Raw genomic sequence first — 18,574 nt, forward strand, 5'->3', positions numbered from 1 at the left:
CGATTTCTAAAGACCTGGTCCAGCAACGCATCTACGCTCCCCGCCGTTCGGCCTCTTCGAAGCAGGGCGAGGCGGCGGCTTAGAACCTCGCGGTGAGGCCGACGGTGCCTGTCAATGCGTAGTTGGTGCCGAAGTGACCAAGACCGGTGTTGATCTTGCCTTGGCCATGAAGCGCGTACTTGCCGTCGCCCCAGCTATAGGTGCCGCCCAACCCGATACCGGCCCAAAGATTATCCTGCTCCGCTGCAAGGCGAACGCCATCAACTTCGACGCTGTTTTGCGGCAGGAAATCATTGTAGAGATCGGCTATTGCGTAGGCGTGTAACCGGCTGGTCTCTCCGTTTTCGGCGCGCCAGGCATTCTCGTAGTCAGCAGAGATACCGAGACGGATCTCGAAATCGTCGCCCTCGTTCAGGGCAACATCGGTGCCGAAAGCATCGGTGAATCGGTTATAGTCGACGCCGGAATAGACGATCTGCGCCTGTGGGGTCACTGCCCAGTTGGCGTTCAGCGCGATCTTTTGGCCCGCTTCGACACCGAGTGCATAGCCGAAACCGCCATTTCCCGAAGTCAGGCCAACCGCCGCTGTCGAAGATTTGAGTGTGCTGTCGTACCAGGTCAGGCTTCCTTGGCTATCGATATAGAGGCCGTCGGCTCCATACCACGTCAGAGCGCCCCCCAAACCGTAGCCATCGGTTCTGATCGAGCCATTGCCGAAGATCGAGGAGACTTGCCCGGTGACATTGCCATAGCGTGCGTAAAGCGAAGCAATCAGGCTTCCGGCCTCGCTGGCGGAAAGTTGGCCCTCGACGCCGGACTGGATTTGCCAGGTGTCGGTATCGAATTGCATGCCGGTCGTAGAAAACTTGGGATCCGTCTTTGCGGTGCGGCCGGCTATTCGGCTCCAGATAAAACCGCTGTTGTCGGCGGGATCGGTCAGGGCGAACTGGTTGGTTCCCGTGGTCCAGGAGCGATTGCCAACACGCTGCTGCAAGGTCTCAAGGTCGTTAAAGCTCTGCAGCACCGATGCATAGGCTTCGTAGATGGGCGCGCCGGCTTGATAGATAGGCTCGGTCGGTGTTCCCGAGTTGAGCAGCGCTGAACGCAGATACCAGTCGCCATCCGCTGGCGTGCTCATGCCGCCTTGATAAAGGCGATAGGCATAGGCCCCTGCAACGACGGCTTGGTCGCCCTGGAATACATAATCGCCCAAAAGTGAAAAGCTTCCGCCGGAAGCGCCGCCGATATCGATGATCTTGATGCCTTCGTTCGTCTGGGCGCCTGCGCCACCGACATTGATGACACGCACGCTGGTATTGCCCGATGTGTTCCCGGTCACGACGAGGCGATCCGTCTTCGAAAGGTCATCGCCAAGTACTGTCTCGATTTCGAGTGTGCCACCGCTGCCGGCGTAGTTGCCCGCGACCGTCAGCGTGCCGATGGAATTGCCCGGAGCAATGGTGCCACCCGCAAAATTGGTCGTGGTTCCTACTCTGCCATCGCCTTGCAGGCGCCCGCCAGTTACGTCGAGGGTACCCCCCAAAATCCCGTCGACGGACAAAATACCGTTGGAGATCCGCGACATGCCCGAAAGCCCAGAACTGTCCTGCGTCAGTGTGGTCTGGCCGGCTCCGACCTGATGGACACCACCGCTTCCCGCGATCGTGCCGTCAAAGTTCACTAGGTCCGATCGATTAAAGGAAAGGGTGCCGTCATTGGCGACATCGCCGATGATACTGCCGTTCGTGCCGCCATTACCCAACTGCAAGGTGCCTGCATTGATCGTTGTGCCGCCAGCGAAGCTGTTCGCACCGGTCAGGGTCAGAGTTCCCCCGCCCTGCTTGGTCAGGCCACCTGCACCCGTAATTTCGGGTGCGATTCCGATATCATGGCCGTTGGTGTCGAAGATGCCGCCGCCAGTGCCAAGGGTGACCTTCTGAGCACCATAATTCCTGAAGAAGTTCTCGTTGGTGCCAATGGCCCGGACAATGCCGCCATCCACTGTAACGCTCGCCGTGCCGAGGCCCCCGCGGAGGCCGCTGGTTTCCAGCACCCCACGAGCTCCAGGTGTGCCCAGCACGTTCAGCGTGCCGCTTGCCGCCGCATCCGAAATGCCGAGATAGACACCGCTCTTGGCGTAGACCCTTGCGCCATCTTCGATTGTCATGGTGCCGACGCCGTAGTTGCCCAATGTTAGGTTTGACCCCGTCATCACCCAGCTCGATCCAGCGCCTGTCACCGTTACGCTGCCGTCGCCACCAGAGTTCGCGCCGACATAGCCCTGGTTGCTGGTTATGCTTGCACCGTCTTCGACCCTGAGTGTTCCCTGGGCATACAGGCCTATGGTGAGCTGGTCCATCATCGACCAGGTGGCGCCTGAGCTCAGGAGCGCCTCACCGCGTGCCGAGACACCAACAATCCCGTCGTGGCTCGTCAACTCAGCGCCATTCGATGCTGTAACAGTGCCCGCGTTCCAGTTGCCGATGTTGATTCGTCGCGTGGTCACGACGCGACCGCCGTCGGTAAGGTTCAGCGTCCCGCTGCCCTCATCCCCCACACGCAGATCTTGATTGAGAGTCCAGGTCGAAGCAGTGCCGAAGCCATCATTGCCCGAGATTGTCGCGACGCCCACGCTGTCCGCGCTGGCTCCGATGTAGCCAGCCTCGCTGGTAACGAGCCCGCCGCCCAGAATATCCAATGTGCCACGACCAGACTGCCCGGTGACCACGTCTCCAAAATTGTTCCAATGCGTGCCCTGGCCCAAAACGCTAACGGTACCGACACCTGTGAGGTCGTTGCCGATAATGCCTGTATAATTCGTCAGGACGCCGCCGTTCGATATTGTCAGGCTTCCCGCAGCGCTGTCGCCGACCACCAGATCCGTGCTGCTGTCTATGCTCGCAGGATCCGACGGATTGGCATCGCCGGAAAGGATTACCTGTGCTCGTAGCGGAAGCGTGGTGGCAAGCAGCACCAACATCGGCGCCGCCGCGGCTGTCACGACATGAGAGCGCTTGCGGCGCGCAGTCTGAGGAGGGCGGAAGTTCTGCATATGACGCTCAAATTGCAATTGCTGGTTTAAAGCAATTCTGCGTTCGCTATGGTTAACCAAATGATAATTTCGATACTCGACTGGTGGCGTGGATGACCGCGTTCGCGCTTGTCGAACTCCGCTCTGCACCGAACCGACAAAGAGATTCGCCTGGTCTCAAAAAAACGCGAGTATCTTGATGGCTTCGTGTTTCCCGTGCGATGACCTTCATCAGGAACGGAGGGGCGGGATGGACGACAGTGAAGACGATGGTGGATATCTGGCTTTCGATACCCGTTTTCGAAAATGTCCGGACGAACCGCACGTTCTCGACTGGACGGTGGGCCTGCGCCGATATCGCGGCGACACGCAAGACGATCCGGGGAAGCTTCTAGCAAGCTTGACCGGCTTTCTTGCCCAACCGGGCTACGTTCCCGAAGACCATGACGATTGGTATTTCGACGTGTTCGACATGCGAAGCCAGCATGCGTACCAGGCATTCCGGGTCCTGATCGACGACGCCTCGCTGATAGAAAAGGCCTTGAAGGTTGACTCGCTCTCCGACGAATTTGGAGCGATTGCGCATCTCGACCGAATGTGGGTCGACCCCACCGTGCGCGGTCGTGGCCTCGGGCTGAGGCTAATGCGGGAAGCGCAACACGCGCTTGGGAGATATGGTCTACTGGTCATTCTGAAGGCCCATCCGGACGGCGACAAGGTTCCGAATGCGGCGCTTCTCAGGCTTGCTGCCTATTACCAGTCGGACAAGCAGTTGAGGTTCAAGCCCGTCTCGAAACGCAAGCGTCCCGGATGGCTTGTCGGCTCGTGGCAAGAGCCGGTCGTTAGCGAAGACGACTCGACGTTCTTCTATCTCGACGGGCCGTGACCGCCGACGTGTACATGTCTTTATAGGCCGCCGTGCTTACAAGATGTCGCTTGAGATCCGGATCCTATCCGTCTCGGAATAAAATATGCAGTAAAATCAAATAGTTAATTGCATAACGCGGATTATGGAACTTCTTGCGTGAGCAAGCTACCAAACAAAATTCGACAAGCTGGCTGCTCAGGCGGAAGGCATTTTCGAGTAATCTCATCGATCCAAAAGCGATGCAGATGCCCACACGCAAAGGCATGTAAATTCTCTGGCCGCTGTTGCTGAGAAAGACGCCGCGCTTGTGATTAATTTTACCCGCCGTTGCGACCAACGCTTTCCCGGCTAAGCGGATTGGCCTCAATATCCCATGGCAATAGCCTCCCGATCCGCCGCAAACAGCTTTGGCGGCTTCGACTGAAGACGATCGTGCCGACCCAGAACTGATGAGGACGAGAATTCAGCCGCTGAATCACAGAAATTGAGGATGAACTCAATTAAATGAAAAGCGACAGATGGCCACGCAACACCCCGAACACCCAGACCTACGCCGACGCAGCCGCACCTATGTAGCCATGGACTAAGCCGGAGCACGATGCCCAAACAAGACGAGGTGACGTTCGGAGCGGGACCGCTTCTCGTGCTGCCGACGGCAACTGACGATTCTCTGGGAAGCGGAAAATGGCAGGTCGGTGCAGCAGGCGTCGTGGTGGCGCCACAGGACTGGGGTCTTCTCGCAGGACTCGTGACTTACCAGACTTCGTTTGCCGGCGCCGACGATCGCGAAGATGTCAATCTCTTGACGTTCCAGCCCATCGTGAACGTCAACCTGTCGCAAGGGTGGTATTTGCGGTCCTCGGCGATCTGGAACTTCGACCTCGACAACGAGAACAACTACATTCCCGTCGGCCTCGGCCTCGGCAAGGTGTTTGAGCTGGAAAAGGGGATCACCATGAACGCCTTCATCGAGCCTCAATACACCGTATGGCACAACGACCAGGGCGCGCCCCGGCGGCAGATCTTCGCGGGCGTGAATTTTCAGTTGCCGATCGCAAAGCAGGCGGAATGATGGTGAGCCAACACGGCGCCGTGCGCAAATACTGCGCAACGGGTCCAGTTGGGATCCGCGCGCCATGTAGCGGCGCAAATTGGACTACGAACTCGAGCTGCCCCTTAGTGGTTCTGGAGTCTCAGAATGCATCGAGCCGAACCACGGCTGCGCCATAGCACTATTCATCAATAGACGTTGCGGCGGACGATTTCGCTAACGGCCCGCAACGCGGGTCGAACTCACTGCGCACGCCAGAGACCAGGCGCCCAGCGCGATATGTCCCGCGACAACGGGCCAGAGAGCGATACCGGAGATGCCGGTACGAAGCCACTCAAGAGCAAGTATTGCGACCACGGCGAAATTGTAAAACAGCATCGCTGTGAGCAGCCCCTTTGCCGACTTGCCTGACAAGTCATCCCGCGCAAACCAGCAAACGACGGCCAAGCTGAACACGGCGGCCCCGGCGACGCGGGCGGCCGTCGTTCCGACAGGCGAATCTGGCGCGGCCCCGAGCAGCACTTGAACCAAAAGAGCGGGTGCCAGCATCAATGCCAGGCCCGTCGCGGCTTCAACCACGCCCGTTACTGAAAGCAGCAGCTTAGAATACGCTCCCATAGTTCCAGACATATCGTCGCCCCGTCCTACTGTCCGAGTTTGAAGGTCAGCTTGTCGATCTTGCCGGAGAATTTGAACGGAGCGTCGTAACGATATTCGATCATGGCGACCCCTGTGCGTGTGTCCTGCCCGACATCGAAGCTCTCGTCCTCCGGAAAGGTGACCGGGATCGTGTGCTCAAGCGCGCTTGTCGCCACCTGCTTGCCGTCCACCGACAGGACGCCGGTACCGCCCTTGCCGAGGCCAGGACCATCGGACTTGAACTCGAAGACGATCTCATGCTTGCCCGGTTCCAGTTCCGGCCCTTCCCACATCGTGCGCTTGAGGTCGAGAAGATTGTAGAGAAACACCACCTTGCCGCGCCCGACGCCGAAGTCGCCTTTGCTAAGGAACAGGCCGTAGCCCCCGAACCGTCCACCCTCTGTAACGATCATGCCGTCGGCGCCGCCTTCGGGTATCTCGACCTCGGCCGTGATCGTATAGGACTTGTTCAGGATGCTTGGGGCAGCACTGGGTGGCACGCCGCTCAGTTGGCCCGAATAGGTAAATTCGGTTCGACCGGCTGTAAGGTTCGGGCGCGGCGTGTTCCAGCGGGCAAGCGTCGAATTGTCCAGTGGGAGCACGTTGTATTTCTTCGCCTCGGAATAGAAGAGGTCCTGCATCTGCTTGAGCTTCTCGGGCATCTTGCTGGCAAGATCGTTGAACTGAGTGGGATCATCGTCGACGTTGTAGAGCTCCCAGTTGTAGCCGGAGATGACGTCGGGCGGCGTCGCGGTGCTCAGTTCCCATGGGCGGGTCGCCGGAGTCGTCGCCGCCACCCAGCCATTGTCGTAGATGGCGCGATTGCCGAGCATCTCGAAGTATTGCGTCGTGTGTCGGGTAGGGACGTTGGCGTTCGTCTTGTCCCACGTATACGTCATGCTCACCCCTTCGACCGGCTTCTGCACGATGCCGTTGATTGTCTCCGGCGCCGGAATGCCTGTCGCCTCGAGGATCGTCGGTACGATGTCGATGACGTGGTGGAACTGGCGCCGGATGCCGCCGACATCATTGATATGGCCGGGCCAGGACATCGCCACCCCTTGCGAGGTTCCGCCAAAGTGCGACGGCACCTGCTTTACCCACTTGAAGGGCGTATCCATCGCCCATGCCCAGCCTGCAGCAAAGTGGGGAAACGTCCGCTCCGATCCCCAGAACGGATACCAGGGCAATTGGTCCTTCACCGGCACAGGTATGCCGTTGAAGGTGGTGAATTCGTTCGGCGTGCCGTTGAGCATGCCTTCGGCACTCGCCCCGTTGTCGCCACCGATATAGATGACCAGGGTATTGTCGAGTTCACCGAGATCTTCGACAGCCTGAATGACCCGGCCGATCTCGTTGTCGGCATAGGCGAGGTAAGCGCCGTAGACATCCGCCTGCTTGATGAAGAGCTTCTTCTCCTCAAGGCTTAGAGTATCCCACTCCGGCAGCTCTTTCGGCCACGGCGTCAGCTGCGCGTTCTCGGGCATGATACCGAGCCGCTTCTGGTTGGCGAAGATCGTTTCGCGCAGCTTGTTCCACCCGTCGTCGAAGAGGTGCATGTCGCCGATCTTCTTCACCCATTCCGGGGTGGGGTGATGCGGTGCATGCGTGGCACCCGGTACGTAGTAGACCAGCCAGGGCTTGTCGGGTGCAATCTCCTTCAATTGCTTCATGTACTGGATGGCTTCGTCGGCCATCGCGGTTTCCAGGTTCCAGCTCGGATTGCCTTCAAAGGGATAGATGGCCGTCGTGTTGCGATATAGATTCGGTTGCCATTGGCTGGCGTCACCGCCGACAAAGCCGTAGAAATATTCAAAGCCCATTCCGTTCGGCCATTGATTGAACGGTCCCGCCTGGCTCGACTGATAGGACGGTGTGTTGTGGTTCTTGCCAAACCACGACGTCGCGTAGCCATTCTCCTTGAGGATCGTGCCGATGGTGCCTTTCTCAATCGGTATGATCGAGTCGTAACCCGGATATCCTGTAGCGATCTCGCCTACCACGCCGGCACCGACCGAATGGTGGTTTCGCCCCGTGATCAACGCTGCCCGCGATGGTGAACAGAGTGACGTCGAGTGGAAATTCGTGAAGCGCAGGCCCTGATTGGCGATGCGATCCATCGCGGGCGTGGGAATGACGCCGCCGAAGGTGCTTGGCGCCCCAAATCCCTGGTCATCCGTCATGATCAGCAATATGTTCGGCGCGCCTTTTGGCGGCGTCACGCGCGGCGCCCACCAAGGCTGAGATTCCGACGCCTTCTCCTTAATCACTCCACCGAAATTCGGCGTGGGGGGCGGAAGCTGCTTGCCGTCGAGCGTAATCGTTGCTCCAGGTGCTCCAGTTGCCGTCTGCGCGAATGCCGCCGCACAGCCAAACCCGGTCAACGCCGTAAAACCCAGCGCAGCAACCACGCCACGAGAAATGCTCTTCATTCCATAGCGACGCATGAAACCCTCCTCTTGGCCAAGCGGAGCAGCGTCATCAAGAAGTGCGAACCAATATTCGCTCGCGCGAGCACACGGTCGGAAACCGGAAGACGCCTGGCCAGAATAAACAAGAGCAATCGTTGGCAGCGCAGCCATCGCGGGGCGCTTGCAACCCTCAGAGAGTGCCTGATTACCGAGCACCTGTATAGCGAAATACCGCATGATACGGATGCTATCGGCGGCGAAGGTCCGCTTAGGTGGCGTCATTGAATTTCCTGGGCCGAACCGTTTCTGGGAAAAAGGGTCTGAGCTCTTATGAACAGCCCACAATCTATAATCGCGAAGATCGCCGAAGACGGCAGATGAAAGCGTCACTATGCCTCGTGCCTTGTTGCCGATTTGTGCGTCTAGATGGTGTAACGGGTGGAACTCGCCCCGGCAGGTTTGATGGGCCGGTGGTCGTCCCTCACAATGATGGTGTCTTGGAGTCAGGAGCGGCCTGCTCCATAGCATCACGGAGAAACGACCATGAAGCAGTATGCGGGCATCGACGTATCATTGGAATATTCGAGCGTGTGCGTTATCGATGCGGATGGCCGGATCATCATCGAGGCGAAGATCCTCAGCGAGCCGGATGCGCTGATCACCTGGTTCGTCGCTCACGGCGTGGCGATGGAGCGCATTGGTCTGGAGGCCGGCCCGTTGTCGCAGTGACTGCATGCCGGGATGGTGAAAGCAGGTCTTTCTGTCGAGCTGATCGAGACGCGCCACGTGCAGCCTTCGGCATTGCGCACTTGATGCGGCTGGGCTGGTTCAGGCCGGTCCACTGCAAATCTCTCGCCGCCCAGGAGGTGCGTGCGCTGCTGACTGCCCGCAAGCTCATTCAGGGCAAGCTTCACGACATCGAGATGATCATCCGGGGCATCCTGCGCAGCTTCGGCCTCAAGGTCGGGCCGACGACGCGGCGCACTTACGCGGGACGTATCCGCGCGCTGATTGCCGGCCATTCGACCTTGGCAGTGATCGCTACGGCACTGCTCAAAGTGCGCGACGCGCTTGTGCAGGAATTTTCTGGGTTTGAGCGCACGCTGCGCGCCATCACCCGCCAGGACGACAATGCCCTCAGGTTGATGACGACGCCCGGCGTTGGCGTCCTGGTGGCGCTGACGTTTGTGGCGGCCGTCGATACACCGGAGCGATTCCGCTCCTCGCGGGCGGTCGGGCCACACTTCGGATTGACGCCAAGGAAATATCAATCGGGCGAAACCGATCATAGCGGCCGCATTTCGAAGATCGGCGATGGCAGCGTGCGAACCGCGCTCTACGAGGCGGCCAACGTCACCCTGACGCGACCGGTCAAAGGCTCCGATCTGAAGCGCTGGGCACTGGCGGTCGCCAGACGTGCCGGTCCCAAAAAGGCGCGCGTCGCGCTGGCCCGCAAGTTGGCCGTTGTGTTGCATTGCATGCTTAGGGACGGAACCAGCTTCGTTGCTCATAAGGGAGGGCCCACCCCGGCGGTTTGAGGAAAAGACGACAACACAGGCTTTCGGACGGGCACAGCCATCAGCCCTCCGCAGCAAGGTCCCTTCGCCGGGACGATGGATGGGTTAGGCCGCTATGCGATCAGCAGCACGCGGTGACTGCGCCTGCCAACCGTCCTTGGCAGACACCATAGAGCAGCGGCAAAGCTCCGACTGCGGACAGAAGCAAGCACTCGGCGAGGGATTACGCTCACAAGGGATTGACGCAACGCCCGTTACAGAAGATCACATAATGTATCGACCGGAACGGCAACCGCTGCTGAGCCCCCTTCGGCTCGGCGAGTTCGGCGCAATCAGTTTCAACGTGGCGAAATAGGTTCGACAACGGCTGACATTATGCGTGAGCAATGGGTTCCGCTTTGCGATTTCGGGTGAAAACTTTGCTTGCCAGAAACAGCACCTCTCGTCTGAAGTGGTCCAGTAAGGCAGTCGTCATGTCGTTGCGCTGGATTCGATCGGCAAGGTGAAAACGAACCTCGATCCTTGGGGTTCGTTCATTTCTGCCCACAGACGTCCGCCGTGAGACTCGACGATCGAACGGCAGATCGCCAAACCCATGCCCATACCGTCGTTCTTCGTGGTGAAGAACGGTTCGAATATCCTGTCGGGGTTTTGGACCCCCGCGCCACGGTCGCTCACAATGATGCGGATCGCGTCATCAATACGGGTTGCATGCAGGCTGACCAGCCGCAGATCAGCAGTGGATGCCATCGCTTCTATGCCGTTTCGGATCAAGTTGACCAGTATCTGCTGAAGTTGCACGCGATCCATGGCAACCGGAGGCAAGTCGCTTTCGACGTCAACCTGGATGTGAACGCGGCGCCGCATGGCTTCCTCGATCAAAAGGCTGCGTACTTCGGTAACAACGCTGTCCACCGTTGTGCTCATCCCGGGTTCCACGGACCTCGTGAACAACGCACGGATGCGGCTCACGACGTCTGCGGCGGCATTTGCGTCGCGCGTAATGCGTTCCACCGTCCTTTGTGCTCGCTCAAGGTTTGGCGGTTCAGCAGAAAGCCAGCGTTGACACGCATGCGAATTTGTAACGATCGCCGCCAACGGCTGGTTCACCTCATGAGCGATCGAGGCGGAAAGTTCGGCGAGGCTCGCGGCTTGAGACGCACGCGTGAGACCATCGCGCGCAGTCCGCAAATCCTCCTGGGCCCGAACTTCGCTGTCCATGTCGATGCAAATGACGTTCCACTGGACAATCATCCCATCGGCGTCCCTCATGGGCGCTGCTCGGGTTTCCACCCAGCGATACTCCCCGTCCGACCGACGAAGTCGATGCTTCTGCGCATAGGGTGTGCCGGTGGACAAGGCATGGCCGCCGTTCTCGAGGACCTGAGGCGTATCGTCGGGATGGACGGCAGCACCAAGCGCGCTCGACAGTCGTGCTTCTCCTGAGGCGTCCGGCGTTTCCAACTTGAATCCCAGATATTCGCGAAGCTGCTCGCTGCGGTAGACAGGATCACCGTTCGGGTCAGTGCATTCGACCATCGCAGGCAAGGTTTCGATAAGTTGTCGAAGTGAGCGCTCACGCTCGCGCAAGACCTGTTCGACGCGGAGCTGATCGTCGATATCGTGACAAATGCCGAACCATTGCAGGATCTGACCGTTGGCGTCCCGCAAGGGAGCACCGCGGCCCGACATCCAGCGATAGACGCCGTCAGCACGGCGCAGCCGGTAGGTCAAGGAGAAGTTTTCGCCGGTGGCGAAGGCCTCTCTCAGCGTGGCATCCATCTTCGCTGCGTCATCCGGGTGAAGCGCGGCCGCAATGGCAGCGGCGAGTACGCCGCCGGTCCCCGAATAGTCCTTCACGTCATATCCGAGGAATTCAATCAGACTCTTGCTGAAGAAGACCGCTTCACCATCTGGGTCTAGCCGCCAGAGTGGGCTGGGGACCATGTCTACCAACTGTGAGAGTTCGCGTTCTCGATCGAAGAGCCGTTGTTGGGCCCGCACTTCGTCGTCGACATCGATGGCAACGGCATACCACTGTACGATAGTCCCATCTTGGTCGCGCAATGGTTCACACCGACCATCCACCCAGCGGTACGCGCCGTCGGCGCGCAGCATGCGATATCTGTTGGAGAAGGGTTCACCGGCGGAGAAGCCGTGCGTGGCATTCTCCCGCACGGATGAGATATCGTCCGGATGGACGACAGCACGCATCATTGCACCCGCGCGGGTTATTCCCGGCTTGTCGGCGTTGATGGTGTCGAATCCGAGAAAGTCAACCAACCGCTTGTTCAGAAAACTCAGTTCACCGCCGGCGGTCTGACGGGCTATGAAGGCCGGCACCATGTCGACGAGCAGGGATAGCTCGCGCTCGCGATCGCGCAATGCGTTTTGTGCGCGCATCTGATCGTCGATATCTAGCGAAACGCCATACCACTCCTCGATTTCTCCTTCCTGATTGCGACGAGGTTCGACCCGGCACTCTACCCAGCGATACCCGCTTTCAATTTCGAGCCAGCGAAAGCGCAAGGTTGCGCTGTTGCCGGTCCTGAAACATCTTTGCAGTGTATCACCGACGGCTGGAGAGTCGTCCGGATGGATCAGCTTCTGGAGCAAGCTTTCGATGCTCTGCTCCCCATGCGCTTCGAAGCTTGCAACAACCGAGCGGAAGCGGTCTCTGAACTGTTTGTTGAAGTAGACCGAGCCGGTCGATGGCGTCGCACTCCAGATGCGGACCGGCACTGCGTCGATCATCAGCTGAAGCTGCCTCTGACTGCGGCGTAATGCGTCCTCGGCATGCGTCAGATCATCGATGTCATGGCACATGCCATACCATTGGACGATTTTGCCGGAGTGATCCCGCATCGGCTCTGCCCGGCTCGACATCCAGCGAAAGACGCCATCGGCCCGGCGCAGCCGATACCGCATGGCAAAGGCCTCACCGGTTTCGAGGCAATGTCGAAGTCGCTCGACGAACGCATCTGCCTCGGCGGAATGCACGGAGGCTTCGACCATAGCTGCCAGCCGCGTTTTTCCCGGTTTGTCCGTGTCGCATATGTCCAAACCGAGGAAGTCGACCATGCGCTTGTTGAAGAAGGTCGGCTCGCCATCAGGCGTCAGGCGCCAAACGTGACTTGGCACCATGTTCACAAGCTGAAGCAGCTCCTGCTCGCGTTCCCCCAGTGCGGCCTGCGCGCTCACGGCGTCTTCGATGTCGACCGAAACGCCATACCATTGCAGGATCGTTCCGGCTTCGTCGCGCAAGGGCGCTGCCCGGCTCTCGACCCACCGATGGGAACCATCTGTGTGCCGCTGACGGTATCTTCCGGCAAAGGGCGTGCCTTCTTCGAACGCGCGTTTCAACGCCTCGTCGGTGGCGGTGCGGTCATCTGGGTGAATGTCCGCCAGCGATCGTTTGCCGTTGGTGGCAATCAGATCCTTTAGCGCCAGCCCGGTCGTGTCGGTGGCCCACTTGTTGAGGTAGCTCGGTGTTCCGTCAGGCGTGGCGCTCCATATGAGAGCCGGAACGGTGTCAATCAAGCGTTGCAGCCGCAGTTCGCTCTGGCGTGCGGTGAGCAGCGCGAGTTGGTGCTGCCGGGAAATGGCTGCAACGATGAGCGCCGAGAACGCGGAAATTACCAGGAAGAGCTGCAGCATGACCTGTTGTTGCCTCTGCGATCCGGCATCCCCGATGAACTGACTGTCCCCGGAAATCGTGAGTGCCATTGTAGTCAGCGCTAGTAGGGTCAAGGCGACGGCCGCACCTCGGAACTCAAAACGAGCGGCGGCCCAAAGCAGAAACGGCAGGATGATGTAGGGCGAGGGGAAGAAGCGCGCACTCAAGGAAAGGGCAGCAACGCCCAGGAAGATGAAACAGAGAACGGCAGCCTCCGTCCAGTGTGTCACCGACAGGCCGGTTTCTCCACGCCAAGAGCGAACGAGGACGAGCACTGGTGGCGCTACGAGCAGGATGCCGGTTGCATCTCCGACCCAGAATAATGGCCACACCGACGCGAATGTCTGGGATTTAACTCCGAACCAGGCAAGGGTTGCGCTTCCGACGGTCGCGCTTGCTAGGGGGGCTACGCCCGCCCCCAAAATGACGAAAGCCAGGACGTGCTGGAGGGTTTCCAGCCGGGCCGGACGGCCGGTGGCGCTGCTCAGCAGCACTGCGCCGGCCGAAGCGCAGAGCGCGTTGCCGACGAAGATCAGGAAACCGGCGGGAAGCGGGCTGTGAAACCACACCAGCTGGGCAAACATCTCGGCAAGGCAGCCGCTGATGATCCACCATGGCCAGCTGTAGGGAGACGTGAGGATGAGCGTTGCGATGAACACGCCGCCTGGAGGCCAGATCGAGACGGTGATGCCCGGGACGATCGCAAGCACATTTGCAAAACCGCAGCCCAGCACGTAGGCGGCGAAGAACGCCACGAGATGCAAGAGCTGTGGGCGGCTTGATCGGAACCGCTGCCATAGTGATGAAGACCGCTCGGCAGACGGGGCGGCGGTCGACGGACGCGGCAACGCACTTCGTGCGGGCCCGGGCGACGTTCGCTCGAGCGCCTGCTCAGGATGGCTGACTGTCTGTGGATGACGGTCGCCAATTGCTTTAGAAGCGGATTCCATCGGCTGCTCCGATCGGACAGAGAAAGCCTGGGCACAGTCGGCCCTACCAAGCCACTATAAACGAAGTCCGGTGGGGCGAACCAGTCATTCCCTCAACCCTATCGCAATCACGGCCATGCCGCAGCCTATGGAAGTCCATGAGGTGCACGCTGGCAGGCGAGGCCGGGTGCTACTCTTCGCCTATGCTGAAGTACAGCTTAGAATATACCGCCCAGTTGTCATAGATTTCCATAGGATGCAGGCGAGACGCGGCGAGAATAGGATGGCGGCTGGTTCGCGCAGTCCGAATCTCGAGAATTACTGCTATGCAGAGCGCTGATAGTGGCTTTCCTCGTCCTGCAGGAGAAGGCAATGACGAAGGCGTTCGGATCACCTGACGAAATCGGGCAGGAAGCAATGCAGGCGGTGCGGATCATCGAAAGTGTGGTCGGCAACGCCTGGGCGGCGAATGCGGCCGGAGAGATCGCCTGCGTCAGCCCTGGGGTGCTGTCGCGGTTGGCGCTGACGCTCGAGGAGTTCGCCTCGCAGTCGGATGGTGGTCCGCTCGGCTGGAGGCGGATGATCCATCCGGATGATTACGAGCGGTCAATCGCGCTCTGGCGCTCGTGCCTTGAGACCGGCCAGCACTTCAGCATCGAACACCGAACTCTGCGCGCGAGCGGCGCTTACGGTTGGAGCCGTACGTCTGCTCAGCCCTTGCGCAACGGTGACGATCACGTCCTTGGCTGGTACGGCGCGATAATCGACATCGAAACGTCCGCCGACGCTGCTCGTTTTGCCGACATGGCGGAGCAGGCCGTGCAGGAATTGCCAAGCTCGCTGAGCAAAATTCACCCCGATGACCGAACTGCGGCGGCGCATGCCGCCGCGCGTGCATTCTGGACGGGCGTTCCCCAGGTCACGAGGCACAGACAGCGGCAGCCCGACGGCAAGTACCGGTGGACGGAAACCCGCGCCGAGCCCGGGTACAGCGTCAGCGTCGACATCGATGAGTTGGTGACGGATCGCGAGCCCCGCATGGTTGCGGCATCCGATACCGCTGGCGAACCAGAACCGTTGCGGTCTGCGCGCGCTGTCGAAAGCATATTCGGCAACGGCTGGGCGTTCGATGCCCGTGGACACTGGATTTACCTGCATCCATTTGCGCAGAACTCGCTCGGGGTCACTCCCGAGCAACTGAACGTCTCGGTTGACGAAGGCCACACAGCCTGGAAGCAATTGCTGCATCCGGACGACTACGAGCGCACCGCTGCGGCGTGGAACCGTTGTCTGGAAACGGGAGATGACTTCAATATCGAGTTTCGCTTCCGCCGCGCATCTGGAAGTTATGTCTGGGCCAGAACTGCCGCACGGGCGGCCCGCGACGCCAGAGGCCGCATCGTCGGGTGGTTCGGCATCGCGCTCGACATCGATGTTTACAAGAAGACCGTTGAGGCTTTGCGCGGCCGAGAGCTCGAACTCTCGCAGCTTGTCGACATGGTCCCTGTTCACATCCGCCGACTAGGCCCCAACGGAGAACCGACCTTTTTCAACAAGCGCCTGCTTGATTTCTTTGGGTGGAACGATATCGAGCAATTGAAAACGACGGATGGGAGCAGGCTGGCGACGGCTATGCACAAGCTCGTTCATCCGGAGGACTCGGCTCGCCTTCTGGATGCGGTCCGTCATTCCGTGGCGACAGGCGAGCCTTACGCCATGAAGTACCGTTTGCGCCGCTCGGACGGCGTCTACCGTTGGGTCGACGGACGCGCGGCGCCGCTGATCAACCAGGAGGGGGCGATCCTTAACTGGTATGCGATCTCGATCGACATCGATGACGAGATGCGTGCGCAGAATGCGTTGCGCGACCGCGAAAGGGAACTTCTGCAGCTCGTCGACATCGTTCCTAGTCTGCTCTGGCGCCTGAACCCTCAGGGCGAACCAACGTTTTTCAACAAGCGGCTGATGTGCTTCCTCGGTCTGGATGGACCAAGTTCCGCCCCGCCAGACAAGGGCCGCCTGGCGGCTGCATTCAGCGGGGGCGTCCACCCCGATGACGCATTCAGCCTTGAAGAGGCAATGAAACGGTCTGTTGCGACGGGCGAGAATTTCTCAAAAAGGTTCCGCCTGCGCCGGTCGGATGGCGTCTACCGCTGGGTTGAGAGCAGTGCCGAACCCTTGCGCGACGAAAGTGGACAGATTGTGCAATGGTACGGGCTGTCACACGATATCGACGACCAGTTGCGCGTCGAAGAGGCACTCCGCGAACGCGAGCGTTCACTCTGGCAACTCGTGGAGACATTGCCCGCGATGATCGACTGTGCCTCGCCAAACGGCGAGCCGGTGTATCGCAGCCAGCAGCTGCGGGAATTTCTCGGCTACAATCTTGAAGACTTGGATGTAACCGGGAAGTCCCGGCTGGACGCAACGCTCGATGCCGGGGTGCATCCTGACGATGTCGCAGGCGTCCGGGAACGGTATGCACATTCTCTCGCCACCGGTGAACCCTATGCGCGCAAGCACCGGCTGCGCAGGTTTGACGGTGCCTATCGGTGGGTCGAGACCAGAGCGGCCGCCATGCGCAATCTGGAGGGCGAGATCATCCAATGGAATGTGATTTGCCTGGATATCGACGGCGAGGTTCAGGCCGAGGACGAGTTGCGTCTTGCGCAAGAGAGGCTTTCCAGAGCAAGTCACTCAGCGAGCCTGGCCGAGCTCTCGGCGTCAATTGCCCATGAGGTAAACCAACCATTGGCAGCGATCGTGGCCAACTCCAATGCCTGTCACCGTTGGTTGCTGGCCGACCCCCCCAATCTCGAGCGGGCAAAGATCACCGCAGAGCGCATTACCCGCGACGCAAAGTCCGCCGCAGAAGTCGTCAGCCGTATCCGCGCGCTGTTCAAGCAGCGTGTCGAGCCGCAGAGCGATACCGATTTCGTGACCGTCGTTGCCGAAGCCGTTCATCTCATCGCGGAGGAGGCAATGCGCCGTAGCGTTCGGGTCGCCGTCGATATCGAGAAAAACCTTCCGTATGTTGCTGTGGACCAGGTGCATATCCAACAGGTTCTGGTGAACCTCATTCGCAACGGCATGGATGCCATGGACGCTGCGGTCCGCGACCGCGTCGTTCGCATCCGGGTCCGTCGCGTGGGGGATTTCGTCGCGACCGAGGTCAGCGACCACGGTACGGGCGTCGAGTTTCCGGAGCGAATATTCGAACCCTTCTTTACGACGAAAGTGAACGGAATGGGCATGGGCCTGGCAATTTGTCGTTCGATCATCGAGTCGCACGGGGGGCGGCTATGGGCGCAAAACACTGAAACAAACGGCGCAACCTTCACGTTTACCCTGCCGATTGAAGTGGAAGCAGCGGCATGACGAATGACGAGTACACAGTTTTCATCGTCGATGACGACAGCCGGATCCGCGAGGCACTGTGCGAGCTGTTGGCCTCACACGGTATCCAGGCGATCGCCTTCGGTTCGGCCGGAGACTATGTCAATTCGGAAAAGCCGGATTCGCCTGCCTGCCTACTTCTGGATATCGAATTGCCGGACATCAACGGTCTTGATCTTCAAAGTGAAATTGCAGCAGGCGAGCATCCACCGATCGTATTCATAACCGGTCACGGAGACATCCGTTCGTCGGTACGGGCCATAAAGGATGGCGCGGTCGACTTCTTGACCAAACCTTTTACCGACGCGGACTTGATGGCGGCCATTCATGCGGCCATCGCTGAGGACGAGAAAAGACGGGCTGAGCGCGCGGAGTTCGGAAAGCTGAGGCGACGCTATCTCGATCTGACACCGCGCGAGCGGGAGGTGTTGCCGCTGGTGATAAGCGGGCTGCTCAACAAGCAGGCGGCCGCAGAACTCGGCATCAGCGAGGTGACCCTACAGATCCACCGGCGAAATGTGATGCAGAAGATGAAGGCAGGGTCGTTTGCCGACCTCGTGCGTATCGCGGAACGTTTGAAGATACCCATCACGCATGCCCGCAAGACAGGCGTGAAATCAATGGCATCCCCGCATCGGCAGGTCGTGGCGATCGTCGATGACGATCCGAGACTGCTGGAGTCGCTGGAGGATCTGTTGGAGTCGGCCGGTTACTCGGCTCGCAGCTTCTCGTCTGGCCGGTCGCTTCTATCCGCCGGGCTACCGGGTCTGGATGCGCTCATTACGGATATCGGGATGCCGGGAATGGATGGCTTCGAACTGAGGGACCTGGTCAAAACGAAAGAACCGGGCCTTCCCATTTTCTTGATGACCGGACGGCACGAGATCGCAGACCAGTTGAGTGTGCGCGACCGGACTTGCTGCTTTAGAAAACCCTTCGACGCGCAGGTTCTGCTGGCCACGCTTGCCGCCGCATTGGGCGACCGGCAGATGGAGGGAAGCGATGAAACTTGAGTTGCCGCTCGAGCTGAGGGTCGTTTCGCTCGCGCACCGTCAA

The 18,574-nt window shown here is 59.7% G+C and carries 8 protein-coding genes and 2 pseudogenes; 6 read left to right on the top strand and 4 right to left on the bottom strand.

Annotated elements, in window-relative coordinates; genetic code table 11:
- Positions 1 to 79: 79 nt before the first annotated feature.
- Entirely contained in the window at positions 80 to 3,052 is a 2,973-nt protein-coding gene (locus IB267_RS17905) for an autotransporter outer membrane beta-barrel domain-containing protein (RefSeq protein ID WP_192448811.1), read from the bottom strand.
- 229 nt (positions 3,053 to 3,281) lie between these two features.
- On the opposite strand from IB267_RS17905, the gene IB267_RS17910 reads away from it, so the two are divergent.
- Both IB267_RS17910 and IB267_RS17915 read left to right on the top strand, forming a co-directional pair.
- On the top strand, positions 3,282 to 3,917 hold the full coding sequence (locus tag IB267_RS17910) for a GNAT family N-acetyltransferase (RefSeq protein ID WP_192448812.1): 636 nt from the start codon (positions 3,282 to 3,284) through the stop codon (positions 3,915 to 3,917).
- A gap of 625 nt (positions 3,918 to 4,542) precedes the next feature.
- Positions 4,543 to 4,971: a hypothetical protein gene (locus tag IB267_RS17915; RefSeq protein WP_371742561.1), complete on the top strand. Its 429-nt coding sequence runs from the start codon at positions 4,543 to 4,545 to the stop codon at positions 4,969 to 4,971.
- A gap of 195 nt (positions 4,972 to 5,166) precedes the next feature.
- Here the strand turns inward: IB267_RS17915 and IB267_RS17920 are convergent, their stop codons facing one another.
- Positions 5,167 to 5,580: a hypothetical protein gene (locus IB267_RS17920; RefSeq protein ID WP_192448813.1), complete on the bottom strand. Its 414-nt coding sequence runs from the start codon at positions 5,578 to 5,580 to the stop codon at positions 5,167 to 5,169.
- Positions 5,581 to 5,594: 14 nt separating this feature from the next.
- Entirely contained in the window at positions 5,595 to 8,021 is a 2,427-nt protein-coding gene (locus tag IB267_RS17925; RefSeq protein ID WP_371742590.1) for an arylsulfatase, read from the bottom strand.
- A gap of 522 nt (positions 8,022 to 8,543) precedes the next feature.
- Between IB267_RS17925 and IB267_RS17930 the strand changes: the two are divergent.
- Positions 8,544 to 9,538 (top strand): annotated as a pseudogene (locus IB267_RS17930) (IS110 family transposase).
- A gap of 450 nt (positions 9,539 to 9,988) precedes the next feature.
- Here the strand turns inward: IB267_RS17930 and IB267_RS17935 are convergent.
- Complete coding sequence (locus tag IB267_RS17935) at positions 9,989 to 14,143, bottom strand: PAS domain-containing protein (protein ID WP_192448814.1); 4,155 nt, start codon at positions 14,141 to 14,143, stop codon at positions 9,989 to 9,991.
- A 351-nt stretch (positions 14,144 to 14,494) separates the two neighbouring features.
- Between IB267_RS17935 and IB267_RS17940 the strand changes: the two genes are divergently transcribed.
- The 3 genes and pseudogenes from IB267_RS17940 to IB267_RS33400 all read left to right on the top strand — a co-directional run bounded on the left by IB267_RS17940 (position 14,495) and on the right by IB267_RS33400 (position 18,531).
- Positions 14,495 to 17,500 (top strand): PAS domain-containing protein, encoded by a 3,006-nt coding sequence (locus tag IB267_RS17940; protein WP_192448815.1) that lies wholly within the window; start codon positions 14,495 to 14,497, stop codon positions 17,498 to 17,500.
- Positions 17,497 to 18,129: pseudogene (locus IB267_RS33395) on the top strand (response regulator transcription factor); the annotation flags it as partial. The gene IB267_RS17940 and the pseudogene IB267_RS33395, both read left to right, overlap by 4 nt.
- Complete coding sequence (locus tag IB267_RS33400) at positions 18,106 to 18,531, top strand: response regulator (RefSeq protein WP_371742591.1); 426 nt, start codon at positions 18,106 to 18,108, stop codon at positions 18,529 to 18,531. The pseudogene IB267_RS33395 and the gene IB267_RS33400, both read left to right, overlap by 24 nt.
- Positions 18,532 to 18,574 lie beyond the last annotated feature (43 nt).

The sequence above is a fragment of the Ensifer sp. ENS09 genome, from assembly GCF_014852425.1.
In the GTDB taxonomy this organism is placed as follows: Bacteria; Pseudomonadota; Alphaproteobacteria; order Rhizobiales; family Rhizobiaceae; genus Ensifer.

Coding starts and splice junctions, on each gene's coding strand:
- IB267_RS17905 (WP_192448811.1), bottom strand. CDS start 3,052: ATGCAGAACTTCCGCCCTCCTCAGACTGCGCGCCGCAAGCGCTCTCAT.
- IB267_RS17910 (WP_192448812.1), top strand. CDS start 3,282: ATGGACGACAGTGAAGACGATGGTGGATATCTGGCTTTCGATACCCGT.
- IB267_RS17920 (WP_192448813.1), bottom strand. CDS start 5,580: ATGTCTGGAACTATGGGAGCGTATTCTAAGCTGCTGCTTTCAGTAACG.
- IB267_RS17925 (WP_371742590.1), bottom strand. CDS start 8,021: ATGAAGAGCATTTCTCGTGGCGTGGTTGCTGCGCTGGGTTTTACGGCG.
- IB267_RS17935 (WP_192448814.1), bottom strand. CDS start 14,143: ATGGAATCCGCTTCTAAAGCAATTGGCGACCGTCATCCACAGACAGTC.
- IB267_RS17940 (WP_192448815.1), top strand. CDS start 14,495: ATGACGAAGGCGTTCGGATCACCTGACGAAATCGGGCAGGAAGCAATG.